At 73.6% G+C, this 12,082-nt stretch carries 10 protein-coding genes and 1 pseudogene; 6 read left to right on the forward strand and 5 right to left on the reverse strand.

Annotated features, from left to right (window positions below; translation table 11 throughout):
- The gene (locus M8C11_RS07430; RefSeq protein ID WP_252448966.1) at window positions 1-1,191 is read right to left on the reverse strand and encodes a CaiB/BaiF CoA-transferase family protein; all 1,191 of its coding nucleotides are present in this window, start codon (window positions 1,189-1,191) and stop codon (window positions 1-3) included.
- A gap of 242 nt (window positions 1,192-1,433) precedes the next feature.
- Between M8C11_RS07430 and M8C11_RS07435 the strand changes: the two genes are divergently transcribed.
- From M8C11_RS07435 to M8C11_RS30500, 4 genes and pseudogenes are all read left to right on the forward strand, one after another.
- Window positions 1,434-2,468 (forward strand): TerC/Alx family metal homeostasis membrane protein, encoded by a 1,035-nt coding sequence (locus M8C11_RS07435; RefSeq protein ID WP_252448968.1) that lies wholly within the window; start codon window positions 1,434-1,436, stop codon window positions 2,466-2,468.
- A gap of 50 nt (window positions 2,469-2,518) precedes the next feature.
- Window positions 2,519-3,118, forward strand: coding sequence for a sulfite oxidase-like oxidoreductase (locus tag M8C11_RS07440; protein ID WP_252448969.1), 600 nt, complete (start codon window positions 2,519-2,521; stop codon window positions 3,116-3,118).
- 1 nt (window position 3,119) lies between these two features.
- Window positions 3,120-3,878 (forward strand): ferredoxin reductase, encoded by a 759-nt coding sequence (locus M8C11_RS07445; RefSeq protein ID WP_121685640.1) that lies wholly within the window; start codon window positions 3,120-3,122, stop codon window positions 3,876-3,878.
- 47 nt (window positions 3,879-3,925) lie between these two features.
- Window positions 3,926-4,096, forward strand: a pseudogene (locus M8C11_RS30500) (DUF6510 family protein); the annotation flags it as partial.
- Here M8C11_RS30500 and M8C11_RS07455 read toward each other — a convergent pair.
- A complete protein-coding gene (locus M8C11_RS07455; RefSeq protein WP_308212726.1) occupies window positions 4,022-5,875 on the reverse strand; it encodes a glycosyltransferase in 1,854 nt (617 codons plus the stop codon). The pseudogene M8C11_RS30500 and the gene M8C11_RS07455 sit on opposite strands and share 75 nt — an antisense overlap.
- A 258-nt stretch (window positions 5,876-6,133) precedes the next feature.
- A complete protein-coding gene (locus M8C11_RS07460) occupies window positions 6,134-6,790 on the reverse strand; it encodes a C39 family peptidase (RefSeq protein WP_252448970.1) in 657 nt (218 codons plus the stop codon).
- A 694-nt stretch (window positions 6,791-7,484) separates the two neighbouring features.
- Here M8C11_RS07460 and M8C11_RS07465 point away from each other — a divergent pair.
- Window positions 7,485-8,030, forward strand: coding sequence for a GNAT family N-acetyltransferase (locus M8C11_RS07465; protein ID WP_252448972.1), 546 nt, complete (start codon window positions 7,485-7,487; stop codon window positions 8,028-8,030).
- A 10-nt stretch (window positions 8,031-8,040) separates the two neighbouring features.
- Here M8C11_RS07465 and M8C11_RS07470 read toward each other — a convergent pair whose 3' ends face one another.
- Window positions 8,041-9,486, reverse strand: coding sequence for a M20/M25/M40 family metallo-hydrolase (locus M8C11_RS07470; protein ID WP_252448973.1), 1,446 nt, complete (start codon window positions 9,484-9,486; stop codon window positions 8,041-8,043).
- Between the two features lie 100 nt (window positions 9,487-9,586).
- Between M8C11_RS07470 and M8C11_RS07475 the strand changes: the two genes are divergently transcribed.
- On the forward strand, window positions 9,587-10,885 hold the full coding sequence (locus M8C11_RS07475; protein WP_252448975.1) for an NAD(P)/FAD-dependent oxidoreductase: 1,299 nt from the start codon (window positions 9,587-9,589) through the stop codon (window positions 10,883-10,885).
- A 27-nt stretch (window positions 10,886-10,912) separates the two neighbouring features.
- On the opposite strand, the gene M8C11_RS07480 is transcribed toward M8C11_RS07475, so the two are convergent.
- Window positions 10,913-12,076: an AI-2E family transporter gene (locus tag M8C11_RS07480; protein ID WP_252448977.1), complete on the reverse strand. Its 1,164-nt coding sequence runs from the start codon at window positions 12,074-12,076 to the stop codon at window positions 10,913-10,915.
- Window positions 12,077-12,082 lie beyond the last annotated feature (6 nt).

The raw sequence follows: 12,082 nt of genomic DNA on the forward strand, positions 1-12,082 counted from the left end.
TCAGCCGATCACACCGGCGGCGCGCAGCGCGGCGATCCGGCCCGCGTCGATCCCGGCGTCGGCGAGCACCTCGCCGGTGTGCTCGCCCGGCGAGGGAGGGGGGCGCCGCACCGAGGTCGGGGTGGCCGAGAAGCGCGGCGCCGGGGCGGGCTGGGTGACGCCGTCCGGCGCCACGAACACCTCCCGCGCACGCAGGTGCGGATGCGCCGGAGCCTCGGCCCAGTCGAGCACCGGTGCCACGCAGGCGTCGGTGCCGGCCAGCAGTTCCGTCCACTCGTCCCGGGTCCGGGTGCGGAACAGCCGCGCCCACGCGGCCCGCAGCGCCGGCCAGTTCGCCGGGTCGTCCCGGTCCAGCGCGTCGTCCGCGGCGCTGCCGTCCGCCCCGGCGTCCTCGCCGCCCGGCGGGAAGCCGGTGAGCCGGACCAGTTCGGCGTAGAACTGCGGCTCCAGCGCGCCCACCGCGACGTACCGCCCGTCGGCGCACTCGTACGTGTCGTAGAACGGCGCGCCGCCGTCGAGCAGGTTCACCCCGCGCGGGTCCTGCCACAGGCCGATGCCGCGCAGCGCGTGGATCTGGGTGGCCAGCACCGACACGCCGTCCACGATGGCCGCGTCGACCACCTGGCCGGGCGCGCCGCCGCGTACCGCGTACAGCGCCGCGACCACGCCGAGCGCCAGCATCATGCCCCCGCCGCCGTAGTCGCCGAGCAGGTTCATCGGCGGCACCGGGCGTTCCCCGGCCCGGCCCACGCCGTGCAGCGCGCCGGTCAGCGCCAGGTAGTCGATGTCGTGCCCGGCGCTGTGTGCCAGCGGCCCGTCCTGTCCCCAGCCGGTCATCCGCCCGTACACCAGGCGGGGGTTGGCGGCGAGGCAGTCGTCCGGGCCGAGGCCGAGCCGTTCGGTCACCCCGGGCCGGAAGCCCTCGACCAGCGCGTCCGCGCCGGCGGCCAGGGCGAGCACCAGGTCACGCCCCTCGGGCTGCTTCAGGTCCACAGCGATCGAGCGGCGGTTGCGGTTCAGCAGGTCGCCGGGGAAGGCGCCGAACCCGCCGCCGCCGGGCCGGTCGACGCGTACCACGTCGGCGCCGAGGTCGGCCAGCATCATCGCCGCGAACGGACCGGGGCCGATGCCGGCCAGCTCGATCACCCGTACGCCGGTCAGTGGTCCCTGGTTGGTCACCCGCGTCACCATAGGGGCCGGGGTGAGCCGGCGCCATGCCCTCCGCCGCCGCACAGCGGTTGACCAGGGCAATCAACCGTGTCCCGACTTGGCGTCCGGTCCGGCGGTGACCTAGCCTTGTCCAGGCGAGGGGAGTACTTCCCACGAATCATTCCGGTCAGTACGGCAAGCCGCCGAGGCGAGCCCCGGGTGGTTGCCCACGAAAACGTGGGTGAAGGAGACCTCGAACATGACACGGTGTTCGAGGAGGCTCCATGCCCGAATTGTCGCCCCTGGCCGCGGCCGGGTTGTCGTCGGTCGGCACGCCCACGCTGTGGGCCGTGACGATCGTCGGCGTGCTCGTCCTGCTGGTGCTCGACTTCCTGGTGACCAGAAAGCCGCACGAGGTCTCGATCCGTGAGGCGCTCGGCTGGTCCGCCTTCTACATCGCCCTGCCGCTGGCCTTCGGCGCGTGGGTCTGGTCCCGCTACGGCAGCCAGCAGGGCATCGAGTACCTCACCGGTTACCTGGTCGAGAAGTCCCTCTCGGTCGACAACCTGTTCGTCTTCATGCTGCTGCTGGCCGCGTTCGCGGTGCCCGCCGTGCTGGCCCAGCGGGTGCTGCTCTACGGCATCGCCGGCGCCCTGGTGCTGCGCGGTGTGTTCATCGCGCTCGGCGCCGCCGCGCTCCAGACGCTCGACTTCGCCTTCCTGCTGTTCGCGCTCATCCTGATCGCCACCGCGGTCAAGCTGCTGCGCGACGCCCTCTCCGGGCACGAGCAGGAGGTCGACATCAACAAGATGCGGTCGGTACGGCTGCTGCGCAAGATCATGCCGGTGGTCGACGACTACCACGGCACCCGGATGACGATCCGGCAGGCCGGCCGGCGGGCGCTCACCCCGTTCGCGCTTGTCGTGGTCGCCGTGCTGGCCACGGACATCGTGTTCGCCGTCGACTCGGTGCCCGCCGTCTACGGCATCACCGAGGACCCGTACCTGGTCTTCGCCACCAACGCCTTCGCGCTGCTGGGCCTGCGGGCGCTCTACTTCGTGCTGCACGCCGCGCTGAGCCGGCTCGTGCACCTCAGCTACGGCCTGGCCGCCATCCTGGCCTTCATCGGCGTCAAGCTCGGCCTGCACTGGGCGCACGGCATCTGGAAGGGCGTACCGGAGATCCCGACGCTCGCCTCGCTCGGCGTGATCATCGGCGTCCTGGTGATCGTCACCATCACCAGCCTGCGGGCCACCCGCAACAGCGGCGACGGCAAGCGCACGGTCGTGCACGAGGTGCAGGGCGGAGGTTCCGCCTGACTCGGTGGGAACCCCTGCCCCGGCGCGACCGGCGGTGGTACGACTGACGGGTGGGAATCGTCTCGCCCGGCTTCCAGGGCCGGCCCCGTACGTCCGCACCCGACCTGCCGCCGGGGCAGTACCTCACCGAGGACTTCCCGGTGCTCTCCGCCGGCCCGACGCCACGTGTCTCGCTCGACACCTGGGAGTTCGTGCTGACCAGCGAGACCGGCGCGGAGTACCGCTGGTCCTGGGACGAGCTGATGGGCCTGCCGCAGGACACCCCGACCGTTGACCTGCACTGCGTCACCCGCTGGTCCAAGCTCGGCACCACCTGGCAGGGCGTCTCCCTGGACACGCTGCTCGACGGCGTCGACACCGGCGCCCGGTACGCGCTGGCCCACTCGTACGGCGGCTACACCACGAACCTGCCGCTGGACGACCTGCGCGGCGGGCGGGCCTGGGTGGTGCACACGTACGACGGGGGTCCGCTGCCGGCCGAGCACGGCGGCCCGGCGCGGCTGCTCGTGCCGCACCTGTACCTGTGGAAGTCGGCGAAGTGGGTGCACGGCATCCGGCTGCTCGTCGACGACCGGCCCGGCTTCTGGGAGACCGCCGGCTACCACGACTACGGCGACCCGTGGCGCGAGCAGCGCTACCAGGGCGACTGAGGTGACGGCACAGACCGAGGGCCGCCGCGTCGCGCCGCTGATGTGGCGGGTCGCCCGGCTGGTCGAACGGCGGATCGAGACGCCCACCGCGCAGACGCTGGTGCTGGACGTGCCCGGCTGGCCCGGGCATCTGCCCGGGCAGCACGTCGACCTGCGCCTGACCGCCGAGGACGGCTACCAGGCCGCCCGGTCGTACTCGCTGGCCGGCCCCGCCGACGGCGAGCGGATCGAGGTGACGGTGCAGCGGGTGCCCGACGGCGAGGTGTCGCCGTACCTGACCGACACCTACGCCGAGGGCGACCCGCTGGAGGTACGCGGACCGGTCGGCGGCTGGTTCGTCTGGCGCACCGACGACACCGCGCCGGTGCTGCTGGTCGGCGGCGGATCCGGCGTGGTGCCGCTGATGGCGATGATCCGCGCACGGCGGGCCGCCGGGAGCAGGACGCCGTTCCGGCTCGTCTACTCGGTGCGCACCCCCGACGACGTCATCTACGCCGACGAGCTGCGCCGCCGCGCCCGCGACGACCAGGGCCTCGACGTCGCGTACGTCTACACCCGGTCCGCGCCCGAGGGCTGGCGCGGCGAGCCGCACCGGATCGGCCTGGCCGACGTGAACAGCCACGGCTGGCCGCCCGACCTGGAGCCGCTCTGTTACGTGTGCGGCCCCACCGGATTCGTGGAGACCGTGGCCGACCTGCTGGTGGGGCTGGGTCACCCGACCCGGCGCGTGCGGACCGAACGGTTCGGCCCGACCGGCTGACGACCCGAGGAGGGCGTATGACCGACCTGTCGTACCTCGACGGCAACATGCTCGACGGGCCGCTGCGCGAGCTGTTCGCCGTCGACCTGAGCGCCACCACCGGCCGCTGTGACACCTGCGGGACGACCGGCCCGATGGCCGGGCTACACGTCTACTCGCACGCCCCGGGCCTGGTCGGGCGCTGTCCTGCCTGCTCCGGGGTAATGGTGCGGCTGGTCCGCGCGCCACAGCGGGCCTGGCTGGACCTGCGCGGCACCACGTACCTCCAGGTGCCCATGGCGGCCGAGCCGGGCTTCCGCGCCGCGCCCTGACACCTGCACCCCGGCCGGGCCGCGCTCCGGCGTCTGCGCCGTGGCCGGGCCGCGCTCCGGCGTCTGCGCCGTGGCCGGGCCGCGCTCCGGCGTCTGCGCCGTGGCCGGGCCGCGCCGCCCGCGTCGGCGCAGCCGCCCGACGAGCTGACCCACAGTCACCGGCACCACCGACAGCACGAGCTGACCGTTGCGCGGGTCGACGGTCGCCGCCACCGCGTACAGCCGGGCGCCGCGCCGCAGCAGCCGGGGCCGCCCGGCGGCGAGCCGCGGCGCGCGCACCGCGGCCCCGCCGCGCCCGTACCCGCCGTCCACCTCGGCGCGCACCGGGTGCCGCCGCCCGCCGGCGGCCAGGAGCCGGTCCAGCGCGAAGTCCGTGCGCAGCGTGCGGCCGGCCGGATCGCCGGCGTCCATCCGGGTGGCGCCCACGACCGGACCGGCCAGCATCCGCACCGGCCCGGCCTCCGCGGCGAACCGGGGGTACGGGCTCCGCGTGGTCACCGTCAGCGTGTGCCCGTCGGCCCAGCTCACGTCGACGGCGTCCAGCCGCGCCAGCCAGTCGGCGCGCACGTCGGTGACGTCGGTCCACCGCGCCGGGGCGCCCGGGTAGCCCGCGTGCCAGCGGTCACCGGCGAACACCGTCGCAGGTACGCCCCGGCCGCTGTCCTGCTCGATGACCGCCAGCAGGTCGTCGACCCCGCCCGCGGTCACCGCGCCCAGGCGCAGCCGCGCCTCGATGCCGAGCCGGTCCCGCAGGCCGTCGGTGACGTGCCGCCGCACCAGCCGGCCGACTGTCGCGTGCACCCGCTCCCGCGCGGCCCGGTCCAGGTGCCGGAAGTCGTCGCCGACCAGGTTCGCCAGTTCCAGCCCGACGTGGCGGCGCAGCACCGCGTCCCGGCGCGCTCCGGCGGGGATCAGGTCGGCCACGTACGCGAACAGCCGCTCCACGCTGACCAGGCGCTGCTCGATCCGGCTGTGGTACGTGATGTTGCGGGCGTCCAGCCGGCGTACCGCGTGGTAGTAGTCGTAGTCGGCGAGCACCGAGATCCGCCGGGCGTGGTAGCAGGCGGCGAGCGTGAACGGCTGGTCGCTGAGCACCGGCATGTCCTCCGGGAACCGCAGCCCGAGCCGGTCCACCAGGTCGCGCCGGAACAGCTTCGTGTTCGCCAGCGACCAGGGCAGCGCCGAGTCGAACAGGCTCACGTCGACCGCGTTGCCGGCGGCGAACACGTCGGAGAAGACGTGCCGGCCGTTGACGCCGACCACCTTGCCGAGCACCACGTCCGAGCCGTACCGGTCGGCGGCGGCGACCAGACGTTCCAGGGCCTCCGGGCCGAGCCGGTCGTCCGAGCCGAGGAAGAAGACGTACCGGCCGGTGGCCAGGTCCAGTCCCCGGTTGCAGGGCGCCGCCGGGCCACCGGAGTTGGCCTGGTGGACCACCCGTACCGTGCCGGGATGCTTGGCGGCGTACCGGTCCAGCAGGCGGCCGCTGCCGTCGGTGGACCCGTCGTCCACCGCCACGATCTCCATCCGGTCCGGCCCGATGGTCTGCCGCAGCACCGAGTCGAGGCAGGACCGCAGGTAGCGCAGCGTGTTGTAGACCGGCACGACGACGCTCACGTCGGGGCGGCTCGTCGCGGGTGGGCGGTGCGTGGTCGGTGGGCGGTGCGTCGCCTCCTCGGCTGCCACTGCTGCTCCTTCGCGGTCGCCCGGACGATCCGGCGCGACCCAGCGTGGTGGAGCGAGCCGTCCGGGTGACGACACCGGCGTGACGGCGAGATGACCGGCAGGCAGCCGTTGGACATGCGCGAAAGGGCCCGACCCCTGTGGTGGGGTCGGGCCCTTTCGCGTGTTGCTTCACGCCATCTTGCTCCGGTCCGCCATGTGTTGCTCTGGCCGCTGGCCTTGTTCTTGCTCTGCAGCCGTATGCGCGGTGGGGTGGTGTTCTTAGCTGGTGCTGTAGCCGCGGGTGGCGATCCAGTCGGCGAGGTTGTCGATGCTCATGCGGTAGGTGGCGGTGTTGGGGTTGGCGCTGTCGGCGATGGTGACGGTGTGGCCGTCGTCGCGGTAGCCGATGACGCTGATGTAGTGGCCGCCTTCGAAGGAGTGGGTGGTGCCGTCGGTGTCGGTGGCGGTGCCGGCGATGTTGGCGACCACGGCCCGGCCGGCGTCGACGGTCTTGACCACGTCGGTGCGCAGGGTGTCGGTCTGCTTGTCGTCGGCCTTGGGGGTGCTGATCTCGACCGACTTGTAGGCGTTGCTGGCGCCGGTCTCCTTGTTCAGCACGGGGGTGATGTCGTTGATGCTGTTGGTGCCGGCCTCGGTGGTGCCCATTTCCTTGGCCATGGCGTGCACGTCGATGTTCTTGCCCTGCACGGACAGGGCGTTGCGGGCGGCGGCGGGGCCGCAGAAGTAGAAGTTGGGCTGGGCCTCGTAGCGCACGTCGAGTTCCCGCTCACCGTGACCCTTGCGGTCGGCGACGGCGGCGGTGGTCTTCTCGGTGGGGGCGGCGTGGGCGGCGATCGCGGGTCCGGCGATGCCACCGGCGGTGGCGGCGATACCGGCAGCGGTCAGAACGGTCTTACGCAGCAGAGTGGTAGCCATGATGGTTGCCTCCCTGGTCGGGGGAAACGCGGCGGGGGTGCCGCGGAGGGGAAAGTCTTGGGGGGGTGCCCGTCGAAGGGGCTGTCGCGCGCGGGCGGCTGGGGGCCTGCTCCGCGGCTCGGGGGTGTAACGACCGTCGGTCCGGGGCCATTCCCGGGACGTGTGGCTCTCGGCCGAGGCTTCCGGCCGGGATGACGACCCGGGAGCCTGCCCGGCGGGGCGGCTCGGCACCGGGGATGTAACGACCGTCAGGCCGGGGCGATTCCCGGGGACGGCGGGCGTGCCCGTCGCTCGGGGACGTAACAACGACCGGGCCGGGCCGATTCCCTGACCTGCCAGGAGGACGCCGGGCGGGCCGGTGTCCGGCGCTCGACCCTGGTGCCTGGGCGGTCAGCCATGTACAACGCCCCGCGCCCGCCACCGATTCCACCCTCACGATGGCACCGACCACACCCCCGCCGGAACCGAACCGGACACAACTCACCAAACCCGTCGCGCCGTCGCACGGGCGGACTGCACCACCGCGCGATCTTGCACTTCGGTCCCCGGCGAGCCCTCACAAACGGACAACTCGCGGGCGCCAAGTGCAAGATCGCGCGAGCCGCGGATGCCGGACGCGGGCGATCTGCGAAGGACCTTCGGGGGAGTGCACCCCGGGTGGGGCGGGGTGGGGGCGGTGTCCGAGAGTGGGGCTGTGCGATATCTGCGCAGCGACGGACGCGTCGCCATCCGCCGTCCCCGTCCGGCCGACGAGGCGGAGTTCGTCGCCGCCGCCAGGCGCAGCCGCGACCTGCACCATCCGTGGCTGTCCGCGCCCGATGACGCGCAGCGGTACGCGGCGTACCTGCGCAAGATCCGGGCGCGGGACAGCTCCGGGTTCCTGCTCTGCGACCGGGCCACCGGGGAGATCGCCGGATACGCGAACATCAGCGGCATCGTGCTCGGCGCACTGCGTGGCGGTTACCTCGGATACGCGGCGTTCCGCCCGTACGCGGGCACCGGGCACGCCTCGGCCGGGGTGCGGCTGGTGATCGAGTACGCGTTCGGGCCGCTCGGTCTGCACCGGCTGGAGGCGAACATCCAGCCCGGCAACGAGCCGTCGAAGCGGCTGGCGCGCCGGCTCGGCTTCCGCCTCGAAGGGTTCTCGCCGGACTACCTGTTCATCGACGGCGCGTGGCGCGACCACGAACGCTGGGCGATCACCGCCCCGGACGGGGTGGACCGGGCGCCGGGGCGGTGACCGGCCGGCCTCAGCTACCGGGCTTCGGGAAGGCGACCGGGCTGCGGTGCCCGTCCCGGTCCACCGCCCGCACGCCGAAGAACACGTTGTCCTTGGACAGGTCGATCGTCACCTCGGTGACGTCGCCGACCGGCAGCACCTTCTGCCACTGGTCGGCGGTGGTCTCCCGCCACACCACCTCGTACCCGGCGAGGTCCGGCTCGGGGCCGCGCTGCCACCGCAGCGTGGTGTCGTTGGTCAGGTTCGTGGTCACCACGGTGACGCCCTTGGGCGTACCCGGCGCCTGGGCCAGCGACCACAGCGTCGCGGCGTTCACCCGCGCCACCCGGGTGATGTAGCCGAAGTCGCAGAACTCGGGCAGGTCGCCGTACTGCACCCCGTCGACGACGCGCACGTCCTGGTGCTGGTGGGCGAAGTCCTCGTTGGGCTCGGTGAACCGGCCCGCCGGCCAGCCCTCGCGCAGGAACGAGATGTGGTCGCTGCCGCGCAGGTAGCGGTCCCGCCGGTAGATGACGCGCACGTCCATGCCGGTGGCGGAGTTCTCGGCCACGTCGGTGACGAACCGGGCGAGCTGCCGCGACGGCGAGTCGTTCTCGCCGCCGACGGACTGCCGGACGCTCGCCTCGGCCGGGGTCTCGGCGGTCGGCACGCCCTCGGCGAACAACCGCACGGTACGCGGGTCGCGGGTGCCGTCGTCGGCGGTGCTGGACCCGACGATGTCGTTGCTGAACATGGCCTGGACGTCCACGCCGGCCGCCTTCAGCTGCGACGCCAGGTACGCCGAGCCGTACAGTCCCTGCTCCTCGGCGGCGACGGCGGCGAGCACGATGGTGGCCTCGGTGCGGCGGGTCGACAGCACCCGGGCCAGCTCCATCACCACCGCCACGCCGGAGGCGTCGTCGTCGGCGCCGGGCGCGTCGCTGACCGCGTCCATCACGTCGGTCGCCCGGGAGTCGTAGTGGCCGGTGATGACGTAAACCCGCTCGGGCGTGACGTCGCCGCGCAGGGTCGCCACCACGTTGGTGATGGTGGTCGGGACGGGGATGCGGGAGGCGGGCTGCTGCACGTACGACTGCAGTTCGACGCTCATCCGGCCGCCGGACGCGGCCGCGTACCCGGAGAGCTGGGCGTGGATCCAGTCGCGGGCGGCGCCGATGCCGCGTACCGGATCGGTCTGGCTGGACAGGGTGTGGCGGGTGCCGAACGCGGCGAGCCGGCGCACGACGGCCTCGATCCGGCGGCTGTCGATCTCGCGCAGCAGCGCGGTCAGCTCGCGGTCGGGCCGCTGCGGCCGGGCCGGACGGCCCGGGCCCGGGGGCGCGCCGGTCGCGGCGGCGGCCGGGGCGGCGGCGAGCGGGGTGGCGACGGCGGCGGCGGTGGCCGCGGCGGAGGCGGTGAGGAAGGTACGCCGGCTGGACCTCGTGGGCCGACCCTCGGCGGTCTCGTGGTTTCCCATCCCGGCATCCTCGCGCCGATCACGAGGAATGTCCATATAGCCGCCGATGGATGGATCATGGGCACGTTTGTCGCAGGTCTGCCCGGGAACGGCAGCAGGCATGACGAAACCACGGGTGGTGATCGTGGGGGCCGGGTTCGCCGGGTACCACGCGGCCAAGACGTTGCGCCGACTGGCCCGCGACCGGGCCGAGATCGTCCTGCTGAACACGACCGACTACTTCCTCTACCTGCCGCTGCTGCCCGAGGTGGCGGCCGGCGTGGTGGAGCCGACCCGGATCGCGGTGCCGCTCGCCGGCACGCTCGACGGCGTCCGTGTGGTGGTCGGCGAGGCGGACCGGGTCGACCTGCAGAACCGGTGGGTCGGCTACCGCTCGATCGAGGGCGAGCACGGGCAGCTCGCGTACGACCGGCTGGTGCTCAGCGTCGGCAGCGTCAACAAGCTGCTGCCGATCCCCGGCGTGACCGAGTACGCCCACGGCTTCCGCGGCCTGCCCGAGGCGCTGTTCCTGCACGACCACGTGGTCCGGCAGGTCGAGCTGGCCGAGCTGACCGAGGACCCGGCCGAGCAGCGGGCCCGCTCCACGTTCGTCGTGGTCGGCGCCGGCTACACCGGCACGGAGGTGGCCGCGCACGGGCAGCTGTTCACCGACCGGCTGATGGCCCAGCGCCCGCACCTGAAGATCCGGCCGCGCTGGATGCTGCTGGACGTGGCGCCCCGGGTGCTGCCCGAACTGGACCGGCGGATGTCCGTCACCGCCGACCGGGTGCTGCGCAAACGCGGCGTGGACGTGCGGATGGGCACCTCGGTCGCGGAGGCCACCCCGGACGGCGTGATGCTCACCGACGGCGAGTACGTCCCGACGTGCAGCCTGATCTGGTGCGTCGGCGTACGCCCCGACCCGTTCGTGGCCGAACTGGGGCTGCGCACCGAGAAGGGCCGGCTGGTGGTCGACGAGTTCCTCAACGTCCCCGGCTACCCGGAGGTGTTCGCCTGCGGCGACGCCGCCGCCGTGCCCGACCCGACCCGCCCCGGGCAGGTGTGCGCGATGACCGCGCAGCACGCCCAGCGGCAGGGCAAGCTGGCCGCGCACAACATCGCCGCGTCCTACGGGCAGGGCGTGCGCAAGTCGTACAAGCACCACGACCTGGGCTGGGTGGTGGACCTGGGCGGCAAGGACGCGGCGGCGAACCCGCTGAAGGTGCCGCTGGCCGGGCTGCCCGCCAAGGCCGTCACCCGCGGCTACCACCTGCTCGCCATGCCGGGTAACCGTCCCCGGGTCGCGGCGGACTGGGCACTGGACGCGACGCTGCCCCGGCCCGCCGTGCAGCTCGGCCTGGTCCCGGCCAACGCGGTGCCGCTGGAGAGCGAGTCCCCGGAGCTGGCCCGCCGCCGCTGAGCGCCCCGCGCGCCCGCCGGCCGGCCCTCACCCGCCGGCCGGCGGGCGTTGCGGCGCTCCCGGGCCGGCCTCCGGCCGATGCGGCGCGATCGCACTGGCGGCCGGGCCGGTGTCGGGCGGACCCGCCGGTTCCGCCGGTTCGCCGTCGGCGGGCTGCGGCAGGGCCTGCCGTCCGGCCGGCGCGAACTCGCGCAGCAGCACCTGCACGATGCCGGCCGCCGGGATCGCCAGCAGCGCGCCCACCAGCCCGGCCAGCTCGACCGACAGCAGCACGCTGACCAGCACCGTCAACGGGTTCAGCCGGACCGCGCGGGCCATGATGACCGGTTGCAGCAGATGGTTCTCCACCTGCTGGTAGACCACGAAGAAGACCAGCACCACGATGCCGGCGGTGGGGGAGTGCAGGAACCCCGCGCCGGTCGCGGCGATCGCACCGAGCGTGGCGCCGACGAGCGGGATCAGGTCGAACACGGCGACCGTCAGCGCGATCACCGCGGCGAACGGCACCCCGAGCAGGAACAGCACGACGAATGTCAGACCACCGCAGATCACGCTGATCAGCAGGTTGCCGCTCAGGTAGCCGGTAACGATCCGGGACGAGTCGCGCCCGATGCGCCGCAGCCGCGCCGCCGGGCCGTCGCCGGTGAGCCGCAGCGTGGCGGCCACGATCTTCGGCGCCTCCAGGACCATCAGGTACGCCAGCACCACCACTGTGACCAGGGCGGCGACCGCCTGGACGACGCTGCGGACCACCCCGACCGTCGGGTCACCGAGCCGGGCGCCGAAGCGGCGGAGCTGGCCGGGTTCGGCGTACCGGAGCAGGTGGAACCGCTCCAGCAGCCGCCCGAGCGGTCCCTGTCCGGCCTGCGCCTCGCGCACCAGCTCCGGCGCCCGGTCGGCGAACCGGCCCACCTCGTCCACCAGCGGCACCACGATCAGCGCGCCGACGGCGGCGAACAGCGCGAACGCGGCCAGGAACACCAGCAGCGTGGCGAGCGCGCGGCGGCGTACCCGACGTTCCAGCCGGTCCACGAGCGGTTTGAGGGCGACCGCGAAGAACACCGCCACCAGCCCCCACACCAGCACCCGCCGGGTGGCCCAGACCAGCGCCAGTCCGACCACGGTGGCGAGGACCAGACCGATCACGATCAGCGTCCGGCGCGCGGTGGACCGGTCCGAGGCGGCGCTCATCCGGCG

Source organism: Micromonospora sp. CPM1 (genome assembly GCF_023896895.1).
In the GTDB taxonomy this organism is placed as follows: domain Bacteria; phylum Actinomycetota; class Actinomycetes; order Mycobacteriales; family Micromonosporaceae; genus Micromonospora; species Micromonospora tulbaghiae.

Coding starts and splice junctions, on each gene's coding strand:
- M8C11_RS07430 (WP_252448966.1), bottom strand. CDS start 1,191: ATGGTGACGCGGGTGACCAACCAGGGACCACTGACCGGCGTACGGGTG.
- M8C11_RS07435 (WP_252448968.1), top strand. CDS start 1,434: ATGCCCGAATTGTCGCCCCTGGCCGCGGCCGGGTTGTCGTCGGTCGGC.
- M8C11_RS07460 (WP_252448970.1), bottom strand. CDS start 6,790: ATGGCTACCACTCTGCTGCGTAAGACCGTTCTGACCGCTGCCGGTATC.
- M8C11_RS07470 (WP_252448973.1), bottom strand. CDS start 9,486: ATGGGAAACCACGAGACCGCCGAGGGTCGGCCCACGAGGTCCAGCCGG.
- M8C11_RS07475 (WP_252448975.1), top strand. CDS start 9,587: ATGACGAAACCACGGGTGGTGATCGTGGGGGCCGGGTTCGCCGGGTAC.
- M8C11_RS07480 (WP_252448977.1), bottom strand. CDS start 12,076: ATGAGCGCCGCCTCGGACCGGTCCACCGCGCGCCGGACGCTGATCGTG.